This window comes from Roseomonas sp. FDAARGOS_362 (genome assembly GCF_002754815.1).
Taxonomy (GTDB): Bacteria; Pseudomonadota; Alphaproteobacteria; order Acetobacterales; family Acetobacteraceae; genus Roseomonas; species Roseomonas mucosa.
Genome location: NZ_CP024582.1, coordinates 269,909 through 292,405, shown reverse-complemented (window position 1 = coordinate 292,405; position 22,497 = coordinate 269,909). Strand labels below are relative to the sequence as shown.

The following is a 22,497-nucleotide window of genomic DNA, read 5'->3' as shown; positions in this document are numbered from 1 at the left end:
CATATCTCGGCCTAGTTGGCGGCAGGAACATAGCTATCGAGTCTATGATGGATCAATCCACGACCTTACCGGAGATTGCCCGGAAGGCAGAAGCGCAACGAAATGTGAAGCTGGTCCGCCCTATGACTGAAAGAACGACGTGCCAGACTGTGGCGACAGTTACTCCACGCCCCACCCAATGGTAGTGGTGCGGGGCAACGCATGATCGGAGATGGCGCTTTGGCAGAAACGGTCCTGATCACCGGCGGTGCAGGCTTTATCGGACGCTACGTCTCGCGGGAACTCCTCGGCAGGGGCCATCATGTCCGCGTCCTGGACAGCTTCATCGAGCAGGTGCATGGCGACCGCGGTGCAGACGGCCTGGATTCGGATGCGGAGATTCTCGTCGGCGACGTGCGTGATCCCGATGCCGTGCGGAATGCCATCAAGGGCGTGGACCGGATCGTGCACCTCGCGGCCGAGGTAGGCGTCGGGCAGAGCATGTACGCGGTGGATCGCTATGTGTCCGTGAACGATCAGGGCACCGCCGTGCTGTTCCAGCAGCTGATCGAGAATCCGGTGCGCCGCGTCGTCGTTGCATCCTCTATGAGCATCTATGGCGAAGGCCTGTACCGCGATGCGGAAGGTGGGCTCGTAGAGGATGCCGTGCGGCAGTCCAGAACCGGGGTGGACGCGCCATGGGACCCGCTCGACGCGCGGGGTCGTCCGCTGGTGCCAGTTCCCACGCCGGAATGGAAGCGTCCGAGCCTCGCCTCGGTCTATGCCATCACCAAGTTCGTGCAGGAGCGCCTTACCCTCACCCTTTCCCCGGCCTATGGGATGGAGGGCGTGGCACTGCGCCTCTGGAATGTCTATGGCGCCGGCCAGGCCCTTTCCAACCCCTATACGGGCGTGCTGGCAATTTTCGCCTCGCGGTTGCAGAACAGGCAGCCCCCGGTGATCTTCGAGGATGGGCAGCAGCGGCGCGACTTCGTGCATGTGGAAGATGTGGCGCGCGCCTTCGTGCTCGCGCTGGAACATCCGCGTGCCCCTGGCGAGGTTTTCAACATCGCCAGCGGCACGGACCGCACGGTGCAGGAGGTTGCGGCTGACTTGGCCGAAGCCATGGGCCGCCGGGAGGTGGCTCCGGAGATCACCGGCAAAACCCGCGCTGGCGATATCCGCCACAACATTCCCGACATCGCCCGGGCGCGGGAAGTGCTGGGCTACGAGGCACAGCACAAGGACTTCACGGCCGATCTGGCGGAACTGGCCGAATGGGTCGCGCGGCAGCAAGCGCAGGATCGCGTCAGCCAGGCACGCAACGAACTGGAGATGCGGGGACTGGTCGCGTGACTGGCCCGGACACTTTCCTGGCCGCGCCCGGCCTCGCCCTGCGTGAGCCTGTGCTGGTGACCGGCGGGGCAGGCTTCATCGGCTCCAACCTCGCTGACAGGCTCGCAACCGAGGGGCATGACATACTGATCTACGATGCCCTCTCGCGTCCCGGAGTGGAACGCAACCTGGAGTGGCTTAAGCGGCGCCACCCGTCGCGCATCTCCGTCGCCATCGCCGACGTGCGGGACGCGGGCAGCCTCTCCGCCGCCGCCGGACAGGCGAGCTCGGTCTTCCACTTCGCCGCGCAGGTCGCCGTCACCACAAGCCTGCAGGACCCATACAGCGACTTCGCCATCAATCTCCAGGGCACCTTCTCTCTGCTGGAGGCACTGCGCCAGCGCCCTGGTGTTCCCCTGCTCTTCGCGAGTACCAACAAGGTCTATGGCGACCTCGGCGATGTCGCTCTGGATCTCAGGGATGACGCCTACACGCCGAGCCTTGCCGCTCTCCGCGAGAGCGGGATCGGAGAGGATCGCCCGCTGGACTTCCACACGCCCTATGGCTGCTCCAAGGGTGCCGCAGACCAGTACGTGTTGGACTATGCGCGCTCCTTCGGCGTGCCTGCGGCGGTGCTGCGGATGAGCTGCATCTATGGACAGCGGCAGATGGGGACGGAGGACCAGGGCTGGGTCGCGCATTTCCTGATCCGTGCTCTGCGCGATCAACCGATCAGTATCTATGGCGACGGCTGCCAGGTGCGCGACGTGATGGACGTGTCGGATGCAGTGGCAGCCTACCTTGCCGCCTGGCAGCGGATCGGCGCGGTGAGCGGCCGCGCCTTCAATCTCGGGGGCGGTCCGGCGAATGCGATCAGCCTGCGCCAGCTGCTTGGCCACATCGCCACCCTGACCGGCCGTCCGGTTCAGGTCGCCTATGCGGACTGGCGTGCCGGAGACCAGCGCTACTATGTCTCGGACATGCGCCGCGCGGCGCGCGAGCTTGGCCTGAATGCTCCCCGTCCGTGGCGCGAGGGCATCGCGGCGTTGGCGGAGTGGCTGCAGCGGGCGCAAGACGAGCGTCTGACCGACGTCGCGGAACCCGCCCTCTCATGAGGCACCGCCTTCCATCGCTTTTCCCGATCGCTCCCCTCCGGACCAGCGCGTGAAATCTGCCGGCAAGAGGCATCTGCTGATGACGGCCGATGCGGTGGGCGGCGTCTGGACCTATGCCCTGGATCTCGCCGAGGGCCTCGCCGCGCGGGGCTGGCGGACGACCCTTGCCGTTCTCGGTCCCGCGCCGGGCATGTCACAGAGGCTTCAGGCACGCCAGGTTCCCGGTCTCGACCTCCACCTCACCAGCCTGCCGCTCGACTGGCTCGCTGAAGATCCCGGGGAACTGAAGCGTACCGCGGCCGCCGTGGCGCGCCTGTGTCGCGAGACCGGCGCGGAGGTGGCGCAACTGAACACGCCTAGCCTCGCGGCACTGGCGGCGTTCCCGGTGCCCGTGGTCTCTGTCTGCCACTCCTGCCTCGCCACTTGGTGGGCCACGATGCGCGACAGTCCCCTGCCGCCGGACTTCCTGTGGCGCACGACGTTGCTCCGCCAGGGCTATGCTGCCTCCTCGGCTCTGGTGGCACCGACACGGGCTTTCGCGGCCGCCACAGCCACCGTGCATGATCTGGCGGAACAGCCGACCGCCGTCTGGAACGGCCGGCGGCCCCTCGCCTGGACAGGCTCCACATCGCAGGTCGACTCGGTGCTTACGCTCGGCCGCCTCTGGGACGAGGGCAAGAACGTGGCGGTTCTGGACCGCGCAGCAGGGCGCCTTCGCTGGCCTGTGCAGGCGGCCGGCGCCACCGAGGGGCCGAATGGCGCCCATATCGCCCTGCGGCATATCCATTCGCTGGGCCGGCTGGATGAGACGGAAGTCACGGTGCTGCTGGCTCAGCGGCCGGTCTTCGCTTCCCTGGCCCGCTACGAACCCTTCGGCCTTGCAGTGCTGGAGGCCGCGCAGGCGGGTTGCGCCCTCGTCCTGTCCGACATTCCCACCTTTCGGGAGCTCTGGGATGGAGCCGCTGTCTTCGTGCCGCCCGATGACGAGGCCGCCGTAGCGCTGGCACTGGACCGGATGATGGCTGACCGGGCGGAGCGCGACCGCCTTGGCGATGCCGCCCGGGAACGCGCGCGTCGCTACAGCACGGCCGCGATGTCGAATGCCATGCTGGCCCTTTATGACTCCCTACCGCAACCGATCGGTCCCGTGACGATGGAAGCCACCGTTCCGTGAAATTCGTCTATTTCACCCACTCCCTCGCCTCCTGCTGGAACCATGGCAACGCGCATTTCCTGCGTGGCGTGCTGCGCGACCTGCTTCACCGCGGCCACGGGGTCGTGGCGCTGGAGCCCGCGGGCGCCTGGAGCCGTGAGAACCTTCTGCGCGACCATGGCGAAGCCGGTCTGGACGCCTTCCGCAGCCTCTATCCAGAGTTGCAGCCACGCATCTTCGCGACTCTCGACGAGACGGGATCCGCCTTGCAGGAAGCTGACGTGGTGATCGTGCACGAGTGGAACGATCCGTCCCTCGTCGCCGCGCTCGGGCGGATGCGGCGGCAGGGTGCGCGCTTCACACTGCTTTTCCACGATACGCACCACCGCGCCGTCAGCGATCCGGAAGCGATCCGGCAGTTCGATCTCGACGGCTACGACGCCGTGCTGGCCTTCGGCGCGACGCTGGCCGAAGTCTACCGGCGTTGGGGATGGGGCGACCGAGTCTTTGTGTGGCACGAGGCCGCCGACACGCGGCTCTTCCACCCGCCAGCGCCGGAGCAGGCCCGAGAAGGCCTTGTCTGGATCGGCAACTGGGGGGATGGAGAGCGCGGTGCCGAGCTGGAGGAGTTCCTGCTCCGTCCCGCCCGTGAGGCGCACCTGGGGCTGGATATCCACGGCGTGCGTTATCCAGCCGAGGCCCGAGCCATGTTGGAACACCATGGCGCCCGCTTCCGGGGCTGGCTGCCCAATGCCCGCGCGCCCGAGGTCTTCGCCCGGCACCTGGCCACGGTGCATGTCCCTCGCCGCTTCTATGTGGAGATGCTGCCGGGCATTCCCACCATTCGGGTCTTCGAGGCGCTGGCCTGCGGCATCCCGCTGGTCTCCGCCCCCTGGCAGGATTCCGAGGGCCTGTTCCGTCCTGGACAGGACTTCCTGGTGGCGCGCGATGGGACGGAGATGACGCGCCATCTCGCCGCGTTGTGCGACGATCCCGCCCTGCGCGCTACCCTCGCCGCCAGCGGACTGGAGACCATCCAGGCACGACACAGCTGCGCCCACCGCGTGGACGAGCTCCTGGCCATGCTCGCCTCGCTCGGCACCGCCGCGGCAGGCCCCCCCGCCATCGAGGAGACCGCATCATGAGCAGCACCAGCCGGCTTGCGCACGACGAGATCCGCCGGCGTGCCGAGGCGCTCGGCGAGTGGTTCCACAACATCGACCTGGATGGAGTGAAGACCGCGCCCAACCATTTCCTCCATGACTATCCTGCCAGCAAGTGGCGCCGCTTCGCCCATGTCGTGCCTGCCGATCTGCGCGGCCGGAGCGTTCTCGACATCGGCTGCAACGGAGGCTTCTACTCGATCGAGATGAAGCGACGCGGCGCCGACCGCGTGCTGGGCATCGATTCCGATGACCGCTACCTGGCCCAGGCCCGCTTCGCGGCGGAGGTGCTGGGACAGGAGATCGAGTTTCGCAACCTTTCTGTCTATGACGTGGCGCGGCTGGGCGAGCGCTTCGACGTCGTGATCTTCATGGGCGTGCTCTACCACCTGCGCCACCCGCTGTTGGCGCTGGACCTGATCCACGAGCACGTGGCGCACGATCTTCTGCTGTTTCAGTCGATGCAGCGCGGCGCCACCGAGGCCATGCCGCTGCAGCCGGACTACGACTTCGCCGAAACCGATGTCTTCGACGATGCTCGCTATCCGAAGCTCCATTTCGTGGAGCAGCGCTATTCCCACGATCCGACCAACTGGTGGGTGCCCAATGCAGCCTGTGCCGAGGCGATGCTGCGCTCTGCCGGCTTCGCCATCATCGGGCACCCGGAGCAGGAGGTCTATCTCTGCCGCCGCGCCGAGGCTCCCGAAGGGGCCGGCGCCATCTACCCCGCGAAGGAGCCGCAGGCGTGATCGAAGCCGCGATGATCTGGAACGAGCCCAACAACAAGTCCCACTGGGATCCGGAGCTCGACCCGGAATGGCGCCTCTTCGCCGAAACCGCGAGCGCCGCCGGCCGGGCGATCCATGTCGAGAACCCGAACCTCACCCGCGTGCTCGGCGGCATCTCACCGATCGATCCCGGCTTTGTGAACAGGATGCGCGATTACGGCGTGCTGGACCATGTGGACGCCGTGGCGGTGCACGGCTTCCCGCTCGACTGGAACCTCTGGCAGATCCATGAATGGCCAGCGAGGATCAACGAGATCCGCGCCGTCACCGACAAGCCGATCTGGGTGAGCGAGGTCGGCATCTCCACCTTCGGGGCCGAGGAGGTGCAGGTCTGGGGCCTGAATCGCACCGCGGAGCTGCTGATCGGCCAGGCACCCCGCATCCATTGGTACAGCCTCTATGACCTGCCGCGCGAGTGGGGAGCCACCACGCGCCATCGCGAGGCCGAGGGGTCCTCCTACTACCGGCATTTCTACATGGGCCTGCTGCGCGAGGACGGCTCCCCCAAGCCCGCGGCGGAACACTTCGCGAAGCACGCGCCGGCGATGGGCCTGTGCCAGTGGTTCCACTATCACGACCACCGGCTGGACGATGCCGTGGCCTGGATGAAGCGGCTCGGCGTCACCTATCTCCGCACCGGCCTCTCCTGGGCCGACAGCTTCCGCCCCAATGCGCTCGACTGGTTCGATCGTCAGATGGAAGCGCTGCGCGACTTCAACGTCACCGTTACCTTCTGCTTCACGCCGGAGCACCGCGGCATCGCCCCGCATCACACCAGCCCGCCGCAGGTGCCGCAGGAATTCGCCGAGTTCTGCGCCAGCATGGTCCGGCGCTACGCTCCGGGCACGGCTGCGGGCACCGGCGTCGCGGCTCCGGCACCCGGCCTTGTCACCTCGGCGCTCTGAGAGGAGAGGAGCTTGGCTGACACGCTGGCGCCGACCATGCGGGCGGTGGTTCTCGTCGCTCCCGGCCAGATCCGGCTGGAGGATGTTCCCCTGCCGCAGCCCGGCCCCGGGCAGGTGCGCCTGCGCCTGGAGGGTTGCGGCGTCTGCGCTTCCAACCTCACGCCCTGGGCGGGGCCGGACTGGATGCGCTTCCCCACTCCTCCAGGCGACCTGGGGCACGAAGCCTGGGGGTGGGTGGATGCGCTGGGCGAGGGCGTCGCCGGCCTAACGGTCGGGGACCGTGTCGCCGCCCTCACCTATCGCGGCTATGCCGAGTACGATCTGGCCGCGTCTGAGGCGGTCGTTCCGCTGCCGGCCTCCCTGGCCGGGAAGCCTTTCCCGGGCGAGCCGCTGGGCTGTGCCATGAACATCTTCCGCCGCAGCGCCATCGAAGCCGGGCAGACGGTGGCGATCGTCGGCATCGGCTTTCTCGGAGCCATCCTCACCCGCTTGGCCACTGAGGCGGGAGCGCGGGTCATCGCTATCTCCCGCCGCACCACCTCGCTCGACCTGGCGCGTGAGATGGGCGCCGCAGAGACCATCCCGATGGAGGACCACCATGCCATCATCGAGCGCGTGAAGACGCTGACGGATGGCCGGTTCTGCGAACGCGTGATCGAGGCGGTCGGCAAGCAGTGGCCGCTCGACCTCGCCGCCGAGCTGGTGCGCGAGCGTGGCCGCCTGATCGTCGCCGGCTATCACCAGGACGGGCCGAGGCAGGTCAACATGTGGCTATGGAACTGGCGCGGCATCGACGTGATCAACGCGCACGAGCGCGACCCGGCCATCTACGTGCAAGGCATCCGTGAGGCCGTGGACGCAGTCGCGGCAGGCCGCATCGATCCGGCCCGCCTGCTGACCCATCGCTACCCGCTGGAACGGTTGGACGAGGCGCTGAACGCCACCCGCGACCGCCCGGACGGCTTCATCAAGGCCGTGGTGGTTCCCCGGTGATGCGCCGCCCCCGCCTGGGCTTCCTCGGCACCGGCTGGGTCGGCCGCCACCGCATGGAAGCCATCCTCCAGGACAGCCACGCCGAGGCAGTGGCCATCTCCGATCCCTCCCCCAGCATGGCGGCGGAAGCTCAGCGCCTCGCTCCCGGAGCCGCATTGGTGCCGGATCTCGACGCCATGCTGGCGCTGAAGCCGGACGGCGTGGTGATCGCCACGCCGAGCGCCCTGCATGCGGAGCAGTCCATCCGCGCCCTGCGCGCCGGCGCGGCGGTCTTCTGCCAGAAACCCCTGGGCCGCGACGCCGCTGAGGCGCGTGCCGTGGTGGAGGCCGCCCGCGCGGCGGACCGGCTGCTGGGCGTGGACCTGTCCTACCGCTTCACCGAGGGCATGCGGCAGATCCGGACCTTGCTGCAGGCCGGTGCCCTGGGGCGGATCTATGCGGTGGATCTCGTCTTCCACAATGCCTATGGGCCGGACAAGCCATGGTTCTATGACCCGGCGCAGTCGGGCGGCGGCTGCGTCATGGATCTGGGGGTCCATCTGGTGGATCTCGCCCTTTGGGCCCTGGACTTCCCCGAGGTCGAGACGGTCTCTGGCCGGCTCTTCGCGGGCGGCGAGCCATTGCGCTCCGCGCCCGGCCGCCGACCGGACCGGGTAGAGGACTATGCCCTCGCCACCTTGACGCTTGACGGCGGCACGGCGGTCCAGCTCGCCTGCTCCTGGCGCCTCCAGGCTGGTTGCGACGCGGTGATCTCCGCCAGCTTCTATGGCACCGAGGGCGGTGCCGCGCTGCGCAACCTGGGCGGCTCCTTCTACGATTTCACGGCGGAGCGCTTCCGTGGCACCACGCGCGACGTGCTCTCTGTGCCACCCGATTTCTGGGGCGGGCGCGCGGCCATGGACTGGGCTCGTCGCCTGTCGGAAGGCGAGTGTTTCGATCCCGCCGCCGAGCACCTCGTCACGGTCTCAGCCACTCTGGACCGCATCTATGGCGCGGCATGATGCTCCCTCGTCGCACAGGTGCGATTTCCCGGAACCCTGAGACACGCTGAACGGCGTCATCGGTAGCCTGGATCTGCTGAAGACAGGTATCCCCAGGTGCAGGTCAGGGGGGCCAACCGCTATGTCAACGCGGCCCTGGAGGCTGGATCAGGGGAACGGCCTTGGCCTGTCCATGATCCACGGCTTTGTGCGGCAGAGCGGCAGGCTGGCGCGCAGCACGGGACGCCACTGCGCGGGAGCAGCCGGGCCACATCCCGGGGTTTCCGCTGCTCGGCCTTGCCCAACGCTACTGGCAGTCCAGGCTTGCCTTCAGTGTTATTGATAATGATAATCATAATCGTTTAACGGTAGTCGGCCTGAGGAGAGCAGGCGCGCCATTGGTTGCCGCTTTCCAGCCGTCTGCCTGGGCCACGGCATCCCAGGCCATCGTCGAAAAGGAGAAACACATGCTCAACCCCGTCTGCCTGCGCTCAGGAACGGCCACGATGTCCCGGCGCAGGACGTTGGGATTGCTGACGAGCGGGCTTGCCGTGGCCGCCATGCGCCCAGCATGGGCTGCGCCGAAGATGAAACAAGTCGAGGTGGCACCGGCCCTCTATGAGTTGGCCTTCAGCCCCTCTCGGAACGCGTTGTTCGTGCTTTCGGCGGGCGGCTTCGCCGAGGGCGCGCCAGCCAGCCGGCTCCTTCGCCTCGATCCGCAAAGCCTCGCCATCAGGTCAGAACTGACGCTGCCGCTGCGTGGCTTCGGCGTGGCTCTCGATGACATGGCCGGCCGGCTCTATGTTGGCCACGGCCTGGACGCCGCGGTCAGCGTGGTGGATATCGGCGAGAATCACGTTCTCGGGACGCTGCGCCTCGCCACCAAGGTGAAGGGCGAGGATGGCAAGGAGGAGTATCCCTACAAGCTGCGGGAGCTGCTCCTCGATCCCTCCGGGGAGCGGCTGTACCTGCCCGGGCTCGGCATGAAGGACAGCCAGGTCTATGTCGTTAGCACGAAGAACCTGACGGCGGAGAAGCCGATCACCGGCATCGGTCCTGGCGCGACCGGCATCGCCCTGGACGCGGCAAAGGACCGCCTTTTTGTCTCGACCCTGGCGGGCCAGCTCTGCACCATCGACCGGAAGACGCAGGAGCTGCACCACTCGGTGGAGGCCGGCGGTGCGGAGCAGCCGCTGAACCTCGCCTATGACTCCGCCAGCGGCGCCGTGCTGGCGGTGGACCAGGGCATGGAGAACCTGACCCGCTACAAGGAGAAGATGATCCCAGGCTTCGTGTCGAAGAATCCCGGCAACCGCGTCGTGGCGCTGGAGCCGGAGAGTGGAAAGCTGCTCTGGGAGACGCCGGTGGGACAGGGACCGGTGGCGCTGCGCCTCGATGCCGCGCGCAAGCGGCTCTTCGTCACCAACCGGAGCTCCGGCTCGGTGAGCGTGCTCGACACGGATCGCCACAGCGTCGCCGAGACCGTGCCGTTACCGCCGCATCCCAACAGCCTGGCGTTGGACGAGAAGACCGGCACGGCCTTCGTCTCGGTCAAGCTCCCCTTCGAAAAGATCAAGGAGAAAGAGAGCGTGGCGCGGATCACCCTCTGATCCGGAGCTCTGTTCCAACCGGACAGAGGCAGCGCCGGACGATCCATCCGGATCGTCCGGCGCTGCTGGTAAGGCAAAGGTCCGCAGAAGCGGTTCCAAGACAGCCCGTCAGGCGGCTGCACGAGCCATGGCTGCATGTAGAGCAGCCTGAGGCATTTGTGGCTGGTTCAGACGTACGATACGCCTCGCGACCTTCTCGGCCAGGGCGTCCTCATGCGTCACCATCAGCAGCGCCATACCGTGCTCGGTGACGGTTTCCTGCAGCAGCCCGATCACCTCCTGCTGGGTCACCGGGTCGAGACGCGAGATCGCCTCGTCGGCAAAGAGCAGAACGGGATCGAGCAACAGCGCCCGCAAGCGGAAGAACTCAACCCAAAGTACCAGTGAGAGACCCAGATACAGCGTTACCAGCCCGCCAGGCGCGACGGCGGCGAAGATCATGCGGGCAGCAATGCGGGCGCCGCCTGCACCGTGTCCGAGAGCGCCAGCAGCCCTCTTTCCAGGATGCCGCCGCGCAGGGCGGCGAGCAGGCCTAGCAGCGTGCCAGCGCTGGCGGCGCAGAGGGCGGTCGCCAGGGCGGAGCCAAGCGAGAGGCCGCCGCATGCGACAGACGCGCCAGCATGTCGCGGCCGAGATGGTCGGTGCCCAGGGGATGGTTCCCGCTGCCCAGTGGCCGCAGCACCGCGGAAAGGTCCTGCCGCAGCGGGTCCACCCCTCCGAGCGGCCCGAGCAACGCGAAGCTGGCGACGGCCAGCACCATGGCCCCGCCGACCCAACGGCGTGGCTGGTCGATCATGCGCGCCTCCCGGCATCCAGCGGCAAGACCACCCGCCATCGTCTCAACAGGGGCGGCAACCGACGAGCCAACGCTGCGCTGCATCGCGTGGCCGTTGTCCGGATGCGCTCCTATCCCGAAACGAAAGCCTATGTCCATCGTCGAACAGCCGAGGGCAAGTCTCTTCGGGAGATCCGACGCTGTCTGAAGCGGTACATCGCCCAGGAAATCTTCAATAGTCTCTGCAGGCCAACCGCTCAGTCCGCAGTCTCAAATGGCCCTTGACCAACATAGGAGCATCAACTCCATGGTCGAGACCGTCTTCAAGACCCTGAAGACGGAGAGGGCCTGGCGAACCATGTTCGAAACACGCCAGGATGCCGAGCAGGCCATCGGCCACTACATCGATGGTTTCTACAACCCTGTCCGGCGCCACTCCGCGCTCGACTTCACAAGCCCGGCCCAGTTCGAGAAGATGGCCGCCAACTGATCCAACACCTCTCCACTAAACCGAAGCAAAACCACTGGCCAGCCTCGGTTTCATCGACAAGCACGAGGTGGTCCACTTCATCGGCCAGTCCGGCACCGGCAAGTCTCACCTTGCCGTCGCCCTCGGCGTCGAGGCCGTCCGGGCCGGACGCAGCGTCTACTTCTGCCCGCTGGCCGACATCATCGACAGCCTTGCCCGCGCCGACCGTGAGGGACGCTTGCGCCAGCGCATCCGCTATCTCTGCCGCGCCCAACTGCTGATCATCGACGAGATCGGCTACGTGACATTGGGCGCTGCCGCCGGGATGGACTTCCCCCTGCGGGGTGGAGGGGTGAGATCAGAGCATCATGCGGCGATCGGCATGACGGCCTCCGCACTCATGGCTACCCGCGCCTCGGTGGGCGTACGGTAGCCGACGCCTGAGTTCAGGCGCTGCCTATTATAGAACACCTCGACGTAGTCGAACACCGCCGCCTTCGCCTCCGCGCGGGTGCGGAAGTGGGCTTGGTGGATGTGCTCCTTCTTGAGCGAGGCGAAGAAGCTCTCCATGGGCGCGTTGTCCAGGCAGTTGCCCCGGCGGCTCATGGATTGTGTGATGCCATGCCGCTCCAGTACGAGGCGGTAATCGGCGGCGGCATATTGCACCCCACGATCGCTGTGTAGGATCAGACCCTTCCCCGGCCGGCAACGCTGGAGTGCCATGACCAGTGCATCGATGCCCAACTCCGCCCTCAGAGGGTCGGCCATGGACCAGCCGACGATCTCGCGCGTGGCCATGTCCTTGATCGCGGCCAGATACAGCCAGCCCTCCCCGGTAGGCAGGTAGGAGATGTCGGCCAACCACACCTGATCTGGCCACTCGGCCGCGAAGTTCCGCAGCAGCAGGTTGGGGGCGATCGGGAGGTCATGGCGGCTGTTCGTGGTGCGCGGCACCCGACGGCGCCCCTGGCGCGCGCAGAGCCCCATCTCGCGCATCAGCCGCTCCACGCGCCGTCGGCCATGTCGGCGCCCCTCTCGGCGCAACTCGGCATGAACCCGTGGCGAACCATAGACCCGGCGCCCGGCAGCGAAGATCCGGTCGATGTGCCCGCGCAGATCGGCCTCGGCCTCCGCTCGGGTCTGGACGGTGGGGATCGCGTGCAGCCAGGCGTAGAAGCCGGAGACGCTCGCGCCGATGACCCGGCATAGGGTCGCGACGGCGTGGTTGCCCCGCTCGGCTGACACGAAGGCGAACTTCGTCACGCAATCCCTTTGGCAAAAACCGCCGCGGCCTTGCGCAGGATGACGTTCTCCTCCTCCAGCCGCTTCACCTCACGCCGCAGCCGCTGCGTCTCGGCCTCCTCGGCTTTGCGCACAGCCAAGGCCTCGGCCGAGCCGGCCGCCAGCTGCTCCGTCCGCCACGTGCTCAGCTGGCCCGTGCTGAGCCCAAGCTCGGTGGCCACCTCCGATAGCCCGCGTCCGCCTTCGAGCAGTCGCCTGACCGCCTCTGTCTTGAACTCCGCCGTGAACCGGCGTCGGGTCCGCTTCTCCGCCATGCTGCCCTCCAAGGGTGCTCGGGTTCCTTACCAAACCCTCCACCCCACAGGGGGAAGTCCAGGAACCTGTTCTTTCAGCTGGTCAATGCCCGCTACGAACGCGGCGCCATGATCCTGACCTCCAACCGCGGCTTTGCCGAATGGGGTCAGGTGTTCGGTGACCCCGTCATCGCCACGGCCCTGCTGGATCGGTTGCTCCACCACGCCGTGGTCGTGCACATCGAAGGCTCAAGCTACCGCATGCGCCAGCACGCCGACCTGTTGCCGCCCGTCCCACCGCCCAGCTCCCATCCGGGGCCACAACCCAAGCGCCGCAGTCGCCCACCCAAATCAGCCGCAGATATGATGGCCGCCTCCTAACCGACCCAAGCCCCCAACGAACTGGGGAGATTTCATCCGCCACTTCTGGGGAGAATTCGACCGCCGTTGACACCGCATGCGCACCGTCGTCACCGGCGAGGATGCGGCAGCGGGCATCGCCTACAATCCCACCCTGCTGGCCTGTGCCCGGCATTATGGCTTCCTGCCCAAGGCGTGCCGCCCCTATCGGCCGCAGAGCAAGGGCAAGGTGGAGCGGCCGTTCCGCTACATCCGCGAGGACTTCTTTCTCGCGCGCAGCTTCCGCAATCTCGACGACCTCAATGCTCAGCTCCGGCAGTGGCTGGATACGGTGGCCAACCAACGGGTGCACGCGACCACCGGGCGGGTGGTGACCGAACACTTTGCCGCGGAACGCCCCAGCCTCCAGCCGCTGCCGGCTGGCCCGTTCCAGGCAACCCTGCGCCTGGAGCGGCGGATCACCCGCGACGGCATGGTCTCGGTGGGCGGCAACCTGTACAGCGTGCCCGACAGCACCCGCCGCCGGCCGGTGGAGGTGCATCTGCTACCTGACACCGTGCAGGTCTTCGAGGCCAGGCAGCTGGTGGCCAGCCACCCGGTACTCGAAGGACGTGGCCAGTGCCGGATCACCGGAGGACATCGGCAGCAGCGGCGGCATGCCCTGGGCGCGGTGGACAAACCAACGCCAGTCCCGCTCCGCCCAGGCGAGCATGTGTCGCGCCGGCCACTCGACTTCTATGCCGCGGTGGGACAACGCCTGGCCGAGCGGGGCATCTGGAAATGAGGGAGGAACTGCCCGTCCCGGTCACCCTCGAGCGGGTGCGGCGCCACCTGGTCGGCCTGCGGATACCGCGTGCCCTGGAGGTGCTCGACCACACCATGTGCCAGATCAAGCGCGGCGAGATCGGCGCACTGGAGGCGATCGACACCCTGCTGGCCGAGGAGCTGACCTTGCGCGAGGGCCGCAGGGTCAAGGCGGCGCTGCAGATGGCACGCCTGGGCACGGTCAAGACGCTGGCGAGCTTCGATTTCTCGTTCCAGCCCTCGCTCGACCGGCAGCGCATTCTGGCGCTCGCACAGCTCGACTTCATCGCCCGCCACGAGGTGGTGCACCTGCTGGGGCCGCCCGGCACCGGCAAGAGCCACCTCGCCATCGCGCTGGGGGTCGAGGCGGTGCGCGCCGGGCACAGCGTCTGCTTCACCACCCTGGCCGATCTCGTCGCCTCGCTGGCCCGGGCCGAGCGCGAGGGAAACTTGCGCGAGCGGATCCGCTATCTGTGCCGCGCCGCGCTGCTGATCGTCGATGAGATCGGCTACCTTGCCGATCACGGCCGGCAACGGCAACCTGTTCTTTCAGCTGGTGAACGCGCGCTACGAGCGTGGGGCGATGATCCTGACCTCGAACCGCGGCTTTGCCGAATGGGGCGAGGTGTTCGGCGATGCCGTGGTCGCCACCGCACTGCTGGACTGGCTGCTGCACCATGCCGTGGTGGTGCAGATCGAGGGCGCGAGCTACCGGCTGCGCCAGCACGCTGACCTTGTGCCGGACAACCTCCGCCCCCTGCCGGTTACCATTGCCCAGGTGCCGCCGCGCCGACGTGGCAGGCCTCCGAAGATCAGGAGCCTCGACCCACTCGCCGGCTGACCACCAACCGCAAACTGGGGATTTTTGCCTCGGCACTTCTGCGGAGCTTTCCCCCGGCGTTAACACGCGGGAAACGTCTGCTGGAATCACTCCACTTGGTTGTGTCCGCGGCGGTAAGGAGGCCAGCAGCTCGCGCCATTTCCGACCATCCAAGGGGATTTGCGAAAGAAGCCGTCCGCATCGAAACCTCCTGAAGGTGGGCTGACAGCTCCTCCCAGGATGTGGATTCCTTGCCTTGGATGGAATGGGTGTACTTTCGCATTGGCCTTCTCCGCAGGAGGTGCCAGGATCAGCGACAGTTCCGACTGGGGTGCGGTCGAGGGCTCGGATCTGGTTCCTCTCGTCCACCGCGAGAACCAGCGCCCGATCGCTAGGCGCAAGCTGGATCTCCACACCGGCCCTTATCAGGACCGCGTCACACTTGCTGTCCCAACCGGGTAACCTCCGTTCCGGTCAAAACAGAGGGCTGTCCTCGATCTATCCCTTCCGCAAAGGAGGCGGGAGAGAGCGAACGGGAAGGCGGCGGCCATCGAAACGATACGGGGGAGCCAGAACCCAGCGTGTTGCAGCACCATCCTCCGACCGCACCACCATTCCGCTGGCCTCGGTGCGGGGAGAAAGCAGGGCCTCGTGAAGACCGAGAACTTCCCCCGCCGGAATTCCTTCTTCTCGCAGGAGCTGTAGAAGCTGACTCCGGGTCTTCTTTCGCAGTTCTTCTTCTATGACAGGGATCAGAAGGGCACGGTTTGTTGAACGTTCTAGATTCGTGGAGAACCTGACGTCGTCCAGGAGTTCCTGTCGATTGATCACGCGCGCGCAGAAACGGCGGAACTGTGCGTTGTTGCCAACCGTGATAAGCAGCGGTCCATCCGCTGCCTCGAACACACCGTAAGGAACAATCGATGGATGCGAATTGCCGTAGCGTGGTGGATCCTTTCCCTGAACCAGGGCCTCCAATCCGTAGTAGGATGTGATGGCCACGCCGCAATCGAACAGGGAAAGCTCTATCCGCCGCCCTTTGCCGGTACGGCCACGCTGGTACAGCGCAGCAAGCACCGCCTGCGCCGCATACTGCCCGGTGAACAGATCAACCGCAGCCACGCCGAACTTCAGCGGCGCCTGCCCGGCTTCCCCATTGAGGGCCATGAGGCCGGCTTCCCCCTGAACAAGCAGATCATAGCCCGGTCGCGCGGCCTCAGGCCCATCAGAAGCATAGCCGCTGATCGAGCAGTAGATGAGGCCGGGATTCTCCTCCCTCAGCGCCTCGTAGCCCAGGCCGAGCCTGTCGGCGCCGCCCGTCTTGAAGTTCTCGACCAGGACATCGCATTCGCGGGCCATCTTCCGGATTGCCGTCATCCCCTCGGGTGCCGAAAGATCGGCACCGATAGAGCTCTTGTTGCGATTCACGGCATCGAAGTACGACGTGTTGGTTGGACCGGTGCGAAGTCCCCAGTCACGCGTATCGTCGCCGCGGGTCGGATGCTCGACCTTCACCACTTCTGCGCCGAGATCGCCAAGCACCATGGCGCACCACGGTCCTGCGAGAATGCGGGACAGGTCCAGAACGCGCACACCCGCCAGAGGTAAGCCGTTATCCGGTTCGTTGGCGTATGCAACAGGTTGATCCATGAGATGGCAACTCCGAGAAAAACCAGCCCTCACGCACCCATGACACCGTCAAGGCGTCGAACCATTTCCACAAGCCGCGGACGGACCTCGTCCAAGAGAAACTGGGGCTCGGAGATGACAGTGGGCGCACCGCAGTTGATTGCCATCGGAGGCAAGCCGCCGCCGGGGCGGAAGCCGACTGCGATCGCACTGACACTCTTCTGCCATTCGCCAAAGGAACAGCAACAGCCCAGCGTGGCGTGATCGGCCATGGAGCTCTCAAGACTCTCATGAATCCTGGGCCATGCGAGTGGGTCGAGCATGCGGAGCTCGTCGAACAACGGCGCGCGTTCGCTGGGCGTCAGGACAGAGATGAAAGCACGTCCTATCGAGGAGCGGACCATCGACATACGGACGCCAACATCGATATTGAGCGATATCGCCGCCGGACCGCGAAGACATTCCACGTAGCGCATGGAAAGCCGATCACGCACCGCCAGCCCAACCGTGGCGTTCGAGAAACTGGCAAGCTCCCGCATCGCCGGCCGGGCCATCTGCCTTATGTCGAGCCCACCAAGCGCGACCGTGCCAAGGGCAATGAGTTGTGTGCCGAGACGGTACTTGCCGACATCCTCAACGAAATGCAGGTAACCAAGCTTCGTGAGCGTGTAGGTCAGGCGGGATACGGTCGAGCGAGGGAGTTTGCACCTCTCGGCGAAGTCCTGATTCGCCAGGAAGGTCTCGCCTCGCTTGAAGCAGGCCAGGATCTCGAGTCCACGCGCCAGGGCCGTCACGAAGTGACGGTCTTCCTTTCCGTCACCCTCGATGTCGTGATCCGGCAGCAATGCCGCGGGTTGGGTCATGGAGTTACCTCTGGGAGTTCCGGGGGCCTCTTCGGGTGTAACGCGCTCTTGCGGGCGATCAAGAGGGAGTTCTTGGTTCGGGAAGACCGCAAGGATGGCTGTCTCATCTTTTCCGCTCCAGGAAAGCCCTGAAAGCCGCCTGGGCTGCCGGCTGAAGCCGCAGAGCATGAAACTCCGCCGCCTCTCTCTCCAAAGTTTCAGCAACGGCACGTGCATGAGTACGGCGCAACAGCCGCTTGGTCGTGGCAAGAGCCGCTGGTGGCAGTGCTGCCAGGAGTTCCGCCTTTCCGATTGCGCGAGCGAGCGCTTCTCCGGTCTCGGTCACTTCGTTGACGATACCTGCCTCGGCAGCCATCTGCGCGGTGAAAGCCTCACCCAGAAGCAGGAGCTCGGCGGCGCGCTTCGTGCCAGACGCCAGAGGAAGCAGATAGCTGGAGGCTCCCTCGGGACACAACCCCAGATGGGCAAAAGGAAGGCGGAACACGGTGCCCGCACCCGAATAGGCCAGATCGCAGTGCAACAGCATGGTCGTGCCTATTCCGATCGCGAAACCCTCCACGGCAGCCAGCACGGGTTTGGAAGCCTCGGCGAGAACCCTGAGATAGCCGAGGCCCTCACTGGACTCATGGTTGATGGAGACGTCCTGGAAGTCGGCAAGGTCGTTTCCAGCCGTGAAGCATCCCTCAGCGCCGGTCAGCACGATGGCACGGACAGCATTGTCTCTTTCCGCGTCGGTCAACGCTTCCGCCAAGGCCCGATAGGCCGCGCGATCAAGAGCGTTGCGGCGTTCCGGACGGGTCATGGTTATCTGGACGATTCCCGGCCGTGGATACGTTGTGACAATGCCGGTCTTCATCGCTGGATCTTTCATATGCGGGGCGGGTCGCGAAATCGGGGGATCTCCGATCCACGCTGACTAGGTTCGGAACGGTGCGGTCGTCTGGGTAAGGCGGCCGATGGCGCTCCGGTATTCCTGCGACAGGCGCGCCACCACCTCCGTCACCGGGAGGGTGTCGGCGATCGCACCAACGCCCTGACCGGCGCCCCAGATGTTTCGCCAGGGCTTCACGCCTGACGATCCGAAATTCATCGCGCTCTTATCGAGGAGGGGCAGCGCTTCCGGATCGAGCCCGGCGGCCACGATGCTCGGCTTCAGGTAGTTGCCAGGGACGCCTGTGAAGAAGGACGAGTAGAGGATGTCGGAAGCGCTCGCCGCCTCAATCATCTCCTTGTAGGGCGGAGCGGCGTTCGCCTCCTCGGTCGCGATGAAGCGGGTGCCCATATAGGCAAAGTCGGCGCCGAGAGCTTGGGCCGCGAGGATCGCGTCGCCCGTCGCTATGGCGCCCGCCAGCGCGACGGGACCATCGTAGATGCGGCGCACCTCCCCCAGGAGCGCGAATGGACTGAGCGTTCCGGCGTGACCCCCCGCCCCGGCGCAGACCAGAATCAACCCGTCCACGCCGGCTTCCAGCGCCTTCTCGGCGTGGCGGATCGTGGTGACGTCGTGAAAGACCAGGCCGCCATAGGCGTGGACCCGGCGGACGACCTCACCAGGCGCGCGCAGGGAGGTGATGATGAGTGGAACCTCGTGCGCGATGCAGGTTTCCATGTCCTGCTCCAAACGGTCATTCGACGCATGCACGATCTGGTTCACGGCGAAGGGCGCGATCCTGCGGTCAGGATCTGCCGCCTGCGCGGCGGCGAGCTCCGCCTTGATCCGCTCCAGCCACCCATCGAGCGTATCCGGGGCGCGAGCATTCAAGGCCGGGAAGGATCCAACGATCCCCGAGAGGCACTCGGCGATGACGAGCTCCGGGCGGGACACGATGAACATGGGGGACGCGATCACAGGCAGCATCAGCCTGTCGCGGAACAGCTCCGGCAGGGGACGGCCAGGATACTCCATCAGCCCGTCGCCTCCCTCGCGAAGTAGAAGTCGTGCAGGCGGTCGAGATCCATGTCGGCCGCAGCATCCGAGAGGACGACCCTGCCCGAGCGCATCAGATGGACATCGTCAGCGACGGCGAGAGCCATCCTGGTGTTCTGCTCGATGAGCACGATGGTGATGCCATCGGACTTCAGCCGGCGAATGATGTCGAACACCTCCTTCACGATGACCGGTGCCAGTCCCAGGGACGGCTCGTCGATGAGAAGGATGCGCGGCTTCGCCATCAGTCCGCGCCCCATCGCGACCATCTGCGCCTCGCCGCCGGACAGCGAGCCCGCGATCTGCTGACGCCGTTCCTTGAGGCGCGGGAAGAAAGTGTAGACGCGGTCGAGGTTGGCGGCCATCTCGCTCCGGCACCGTGTGGGATAGGCACCGAGGCAAAGATTCTCTTCCACGGTCATGTCGCGGAACAGCAAACGGCCCTCGGGAACCATGACGATCCCCTCCCCGACCAGATCCCAGGTCCTGCGCCGGATCGGCTCGCCGCCGAGCAGTATCTCGCCCTGGTAGGGAAGGAGCCCGACCAGCGTGCGCAGCAGGGTGGTTTTTCCTGCCCCGTTCGGGCCCACGATGGCCGTCAGGGCGCCCTCCCGGAAGGTCAGGTCGAGATCCCAGAGGACGGTGATGGCGCCGTAGCCGGAGGTCAGGTGCCGGGTCTCAAGCATGGGCGGTCCCCGTATAGCTCTCCATCACCGCTGGATCGCGGAAGACCTCCTCGGGCGCCCCATCGGCGATGAGCTGGCCGAAGCTCAGTACCACGGCGCGTGTGCAGAGCTCCGATATCGTTTCGATGTCATGTTCCACGATCACGATGGTCAGGCCGAACAGGCGATGAAGCTCCTTCAACTTCAGCATGAAAAGGCGCTTCGCATTGCTTTCGAGACCCGCCAGCACCTCGTCGAGGAGAAGAAGCGTCGGCTCGGTTGCCAGCGCCTTGGCAATCTCCAGGCGTTTGAGTTCCTGTAGGGCCAGCGACGTGGCCGCATCCAGATCCGCCTTGTGGGACAGTTCCATCACCTCCAGGATCTCGCCGATCCGGACCGGATCGAACCGGCCTGCCCCGAAGACCTGCGCCACCGTGAGGTTCTCCCGGACCGAAAGGTGGTGCATCGGCTGCGTGATCTGAAAGGTCCTGCCGATCCCGGCGCGGGCCCTCTTGTGCAGCGGCAGGCCGATGATGTCCCGGCCTTCGAAGGCGATGCGTCCGCGGGCCTTCACCAGGCCGGATATGCAGTTGAACAGCGTTGTCTTGCCTGCACCGTTGGGTCCGACAAGCCCCAGGATCTCTCCCCTTTCTATTTGAAAGGAAATGCCCGAAAGCGCGGTGAGCCCGCCGAACCGGACGGTAACGGCATCAAGCTCCAGCATGGCTCTTCTCCCCCAGCTTGGCGCGGAACCGCGACATCAGGCCGGCGAGACCGTTGGGCGCGATCAGCACCATGATGGCCAGCAACACGCCGAGCAGGATCTGGTGCCCGACGGGGATCAGGCTCTTCGCGAAGACCTGGTCGAAGAGGTAGATCACCACGGCACCCAGCACAGGGCCCAGAACGGTACGGTAGCCGCCGAAGATCGCGGCAATGATGGGCATGACACTCCAGATGCTGGAAAAGGCGTAGTCGGGCTCCAGGAAACCGATGATGTGCGCGTTCAGCGCCCCGAACACGCCCGCGATGAAGGCTGAAAGGAGCAACATCCAGGTCTTCAGGAGGGTCGAGTTGACCCCCACGACACGGGTCGCATCCTCGCTGTCGGCGATCGCGCGGAGCGCGGTACCGGTGTGGCTGCGCCGGATGGCCATGTAGACCATGGCGGACAGGATAACGGCGACGAGGACAAGGACATAGCTTCCCGGCCGGCTCGCGAGGTCGAGGCCCAGGATGTCAGGCAGGCCGGGATACCTTTGCAGCCCGGCCGAGCCGCCGGTCAGCCAGTCCAACTCCGTCGCCAGGATGCGGAAGATCTGCGCATAGGCGAGGATGGCAAGCGCGAAATACGGTCCGGACAGGCGAAGCGCCGGCAGCATGGCAAGCGATGCCAGGGTCGCGAAGGCGCCGCCGAGCGGAATGGCCAGAAGCACCGGGATCCCGAGCTTTCCCGCCAGCAAGGCGGAAGCATAGGAACCCACTCCAAAGAACGCTGCATGGCCGAAGGAGACCATGCCGCCGAGATTGCCCAGCAGGGCCCAGGACAGGGCCAGGCCGGAGAGGATCAGGGCCGAGATGAGCAGGCCTAGGAGATAGGGGCTGGTACCGGCAGCCAGAGGCAGGATGGCCAGCACGAGTGCGGCGCTTCCCAGAAGAATGGGCAAGCGGTTGTAACGGGGCTTCGTGCGGAGGCCGAGGGCGGAGGTTGCGGACATTCTGCCGGCTCTCATCCGCGACGCGCACGTGCGCCGAACAGGCCGTTCGGCAGGAGGAACAGGACCAGAAGGAAGAGGACCATCCCGGCCAGTTCCTGGAGAGCGGAGGAGGCAAGCGTTACCGTCAGGGCCTCCGTGACACCGAGAAGAAGGGCGCCGAGGAAAACGCCGGGGATCGAGCCGACACCAGCCAGCACCGTGATGATGAAGGCCTTCACCGTCAGGGCGTGACCGGTGGCAGGCTGGATGACGCTCATGGTGTACAGAGCCACGCCCGCAAAGGCCGCCAGGGCTCCGGCCACCAGGAAGGACGCCGTCTCGATCCGGGCCGGGTTTATGCCCATCAGCCGTGCCGCATCACGATTGGACGATACGGCGCGCATGGCACGGCCGTACCAACTGGACTTCAGCCACCACCAGAGGAACCCCATCAGCACCAGGGACACGAAGAAGGCGACGATCTCCCCACGCATCGCGAAGAGATCCCCGAAGGAGACAGCATCCTGCAGTGTGGCGGAGTTCGTGGTGCGAACATCGCTCGCGAAAACCAGCAGGATGCCATTGGTGAGTATGATGCCCATGGCAAAGGTCAGGATCAGCGAGTTCAGTTCGCGGTGCTCCCTGATCCAGCTCACGAGAAGGACCAGTATCCAGCTCACGAGCAGGACGGCGAGGAGTGCCAGTGGGATGGCGGCATAGGGATTCAGCCCGGTGCTCGCCTCCACGAAATAGGCCATGTAGGCCGCCAGGAGCACCAGTTCGCCATGGGCAAGGTTGATGATACGCATGGCCCCGAAGGCCAGGGCCAGGCCCAACGCCACCAGCGCGTAGACACTGCCGATCAGCACCCCGGAGAACAGCGCCTGTAGGATGAGGTCGGTCATGTCACCTCGGTGAGGAAGCTGAACTGT

Annotated in this window: 21 protein-coding genes and 5 pseudogenes; 15 read left to right on the top strand and 11 right to left on the bottom strand. The window is 66.0% G+C overall.

Annotated elements, in window-relative coordinates:
- Positions 1–219: 219 nt before the first annotated feature.
- The 9 genes from CTJ15_RS01340 (at position 220) to CTJ15_RS01300 (ending at position 10,021) form a co-directional block, all read left to right on the top strand.
- Positions 220–1,335, top strand: coding sequence for an NAD(P)-dependent oxidoreductase (locus CTJ15_RS01340; protein ID WP_171979041.1), 1,116 nt, complete (start codon positions 220–222; stop codon positions 1,333–1,335).
- Positions 1,332–2,429 (top strand): NAD-dependent epimerase/dehydratase family protein, encoded by a 1,098-nt coding sequence (locus tag CTJ15_RS01335; protein WP_083755420.1) that lies wholly within the window; start codon positions 1,332–1,334, stop codon positions 2,427–2,429. Before CTJ15_RS01340 ends, CTJ15_RS01335 begins: the two co-directional genes overlap by 4 nt.
- Before the next feature lie 79 nt (positions 2,430–2,508).
- Positions 2,509–3,603: a glycosyltransferase family 4 protein gene (locus CTJ15_RS01330; RefSeq protein ID WP_075821811.1), complete on the top strand. Its 1,095-nt coding sequence runs from the start codon at positions 2,509–2,511 to the stop codon at positions 3,601–3,603.
- The gene (locus CTJ15_RS01325; RefSeq protein WP_075821810.1) at positions 3,600–4,727 is read left to right on the top strand and encodes a glycosyltransferase; all 1,128 of its coding nucleotides are present in this window, start codon (positions 3,600–3,602) and stop codon (positions 4,725–4,727) included. Before CTJ15_RS01330 ends, CTJ15_RS01325 begins: the two co-directional genes overlap by 4 nt.
- Entirely contained in the window at positions 4,724–5,494 is a 771-nt protein-coding gene (locus CTJ15_RS01320) for a TIGR04290 family methyltransferase (RefSeq protein WP_075821809.1), read from the top strand. The genes CTJ15_RS01325 and CTJ15_RS01320 overlap by 4 nt, the downstream gene beginning before the upstream one ends.
- Positions 5,491–6,438, top strand: coding sequence for a hypothetical protein (locus CTJ15_RS01315; RefSeq protein WP_058390612.1), 948 nt, complete (start codon positions 5,491–5,493; stop codon positions 6,436–6,438). Before CTJ15_RS01320 ends, CTJ15_RS01315 begins: the two co-directional genes overlap by 4 nt.
- Before the next feature lie 36 nt (positions 6,439–6,474).
- The gene (locus tag CTJ15_RS01310; RefSeq protein ID WP_075821817.1) at positions 6,475–7,431 is read left to right on the top strand and encodes a zinc-binding dehydrogenase; all 957 of its coding nucleotides are present in this window, start codon (positions 6,475–6,477) and stop codon (positions 7,429–7,431) included.
- Complete coding sequence (locus CTJ15_RS01305) at positions 7,431–8,432, top strand: Gfo/Idh/MocA family protein (protein ID WP_075821808.1); 1,002 nt, start codon at positions 7,431–7,433, stop codon at positions 8,430–8,432. The genes CTJ15_RS01310 and CTJ15_RS01305 overlap by 1 nt, the downstream gene beginning before the upstream one ends.
- 566 nt (positions 8,433–8,998) lie before the next feature.
- Positions 8,999–10,021: a YncE family protein gene (locus CTJ15_RS01300; RefSeq protein WP_226945874.1), complete on the top strand. Its 1,023-nt coding sequence runs from the start codon at positions 8,999–9,001 to the stop codon at positions 10,019–10,021.
- A 108-nt stretch (positions 10,022–10,129) separates the two neighbouring features.
- Here the strand turns inward: CTJ15_RS01300 and CTJ15_RS01295 are convergent, their stop codons facing one another.
- Both CTJ15_RS01295 and CTJ15_RS24100 read right to left on the bottom strand, forming a co-directional pair.
- Positions 10,130–10,462, bottom strand: a complete 333-nt coding sequence (locus tag CTJ15_RS01295; RefSeq protein WP_193009541.1) for a hypothetical protein — start codon at positions 10,460–10,462, stop codon at positions 10,130–10,132.
- 91 nt (positions 10,463–10,553) lie between these two features.
- A complete protein-coding gene (locus CTJ15_RS24100; RefSeq protein ID WP_026033623.1) occupies positions 10,554–10,817 on the bottom strand; it encodes a hypothetical protein in 264 nt (87 codons plus the stop codon).
- A 6-nt stretch (positions 10,818–10,823) separates the two neighbouring features.
- Here CTJ15_RS24100 and CTJ15_RS01290 point away from each other — a divergent pair.
- From CTJ15_RS01290 to CTJ15_RS25210, 3 genes and pseudogenes are all read left to right on the top strand, one after another.
- Positions 10,824–11,081 (top strand): annotated as a pseudogene (locus CTJ15_RS01290) (transposase); the annotation flags it as partial.
- A gap of 16 nt (positions 11,082–11,097) precedes the next feature.
- A pseudogene (locus CTJ15_RS01285) lies at positions 11,098–11,286 on the top strand (IS3 family transposase); the annotation flags it as partial.
- Between the two features lie 67 nt (positions 11,287–11,353).
- Positions 11,354–11,698 carry an ATP-binding protein gene (locus CTJ15_RS25210; RefSeq protein ID WP_369923263.1) on the top strand — a complete coding sequence of 115 codons (345 nt, stop codon included), beginning with the start codon at positions 11,354–11,356 and terminating at the stop codon, positions 11,696–11,698.
- On the opposite strand, the gene CTJ15_RS01275 is transcribed toward CTJ15_RS25210, so the two are convergent.
- A protein-coding gene (locus tag CTJ15_RS01275) for an IS3 family transposase (protein WP_216349041.1) occupies positions 11,632–12,821 on the bottom strand; the annotation gives its coding sequence in 2 pieces (ribosomal slippage) (positions 11,632–12,546 and positions 12,549–12,821; 1,188 coding nt in all). The two genes, CTJ15_RS25210 and CTJ15_RS01275, sit on opposite strands and share 67 nt — an antisense overlap.
- Before the next feature lie 63 nt (positions 12,822–12,884).
- Between CTJ15_RS01275 and CTJ15_RS01270 the strand changes: the two are divergent.
- The 3 pseudogenes from CTJ15_RS01270 to istB all read left to right on the top strand — a co-directional run.
- A pseudogene (locus CTJ15_RS01270) lies at positions 12,885–13,181 on the top strand (ATP-binding protein); the annotation flags it as partial.
- Positions 13,182–13,254: 73 nt separating this feature from the next.
- Positions 13,255–13,944, top strand: a pseudogene (locus CTJ15_RS01265) (integrase core domain-containing protein); the annotation flags it as partial.
- A pseudogene (gene istB, locus CTJ15_RS01260) lies at positions 13,941–14,805 on the top strand (IS21-like element helper ATPase IstB). The pseudogenes CTJ15_RS01265 and istB, both read left to right, overlap by 4 nt.
- Before the next feature lie 477 nt (positions 14,806–15,282).
- Here the strand turns inward: istB and CTJ15_RS01255 are convergent.
- The 8 genes from CTJ15_RS01255 to CTJ15_RS01220 all read right to left on the bottom strand — a co-directional run bounded on the left by CTJ15_RS01255 (position 15,283) and on the right by CTJ15_RS01220 (position 22,470).
- Entirely contained in the window at positions 15,283–16,434 is a 1,152-nt protein-coding gene (locus CTJ15_RS01255; RefSeq protein ID WP_099780882.1) for a CaiB/BaiF CoA-transferase family protein, read from the bottom strand.
- A 29-nt stretch (positions 16,435–16,463) separates the two neighbouring features.
- The gene (locus CTJ15_RS01250) at positions 16,464–17,276 is read right to left on the bottom strand and encodes an IclR family transcriptional regulator (protein WP_019460513.1); all 813 of its coding nucleotides are present in this window, start codon (positions 17,274–17,276) and stop codon (positions 16,464–16,466) included.
- A 103-nt stretch (positions 17,277–17,379) separates the two neighbouring features.
- The gene (locus CTJ15_RS01245) at positions 17,380–18,132 is read right to left on the bottom strand and encodes an enoyl-CoA hydratase-related protein (protein ID WP_075821649.1); all 753 of its coding nucleotides are present in this window, start codon (positions 18,130–18,132) and stop codon (positions 17,380–17,382) included.
- Positions 18,133–18,192: 60 nt separating this feature from the next.
- On the bottom strand, positions 18,193–19,182 hold the full coding sequence (locus tag CTJ15_RS01240) for a nitronate monooxygenase family protein (RefSeq protein WP_019460515.1): 990 nt from the start codon (positions 19,180–19,182) through the stop codon (positions 18,193–18,195).
- Entirely contained in the window at positions 19,182–19,889 is a 708-nt protein-coding gene (locus CTJ15_RS01235) for an ABC transporter ATP-binding protein (protein WP_099780881.1), read from the bottom strand. Before CTJ15_RS01235 ends, CTJ15_RS01240 begins: the two co-directional genes overlap by 1 nt.
- On the bottom strand, positions 19,882–20,592 hold the full coding sequence (locus CTJ15_RS01230) for an ABC transporter ATP-binding protein (protein ID WP_099780880.1): 711 nt from the start codon (positions 20,590–20,592) through the stop codon (positions 19,882–19,884). The genes CTJ15_RS01235 and CTJ15_RS01230 overlap by 8 nt, the downstream gene beginning before the upstream one ends.
- Entirely contained in the window at positions 20,579–21,586 is a 1,008-nt protein-coding gene (locus tag CTJ15_RS01225; RefSeq protein WP_019460518.1) for a branched-chain amino acid ABC transporter permease, read from the bottom strand. The genes CTJ15_RS01230 and CTJ15_RS01225 overlap by 14 nt, the downstream gene beginning before the upstream one ends.
- A gap of 11 nt (positions 21,587–21,597) precedes the next feature.
- Positions 21,598–22,470 (bottom strand): branched-chain amino acid ABC transporter permease, encoded by an 873-nt coding sequence (locus CTJ15_RS01220; RefSeq protein WP_019460519.1) that lies wholly within the window; start codon positions 22,468–22,470, stop codon positions 21,598–21,600.
- Between the last annotated feature and the right edge of the window lie 27 nt (positions 22,471–22,497).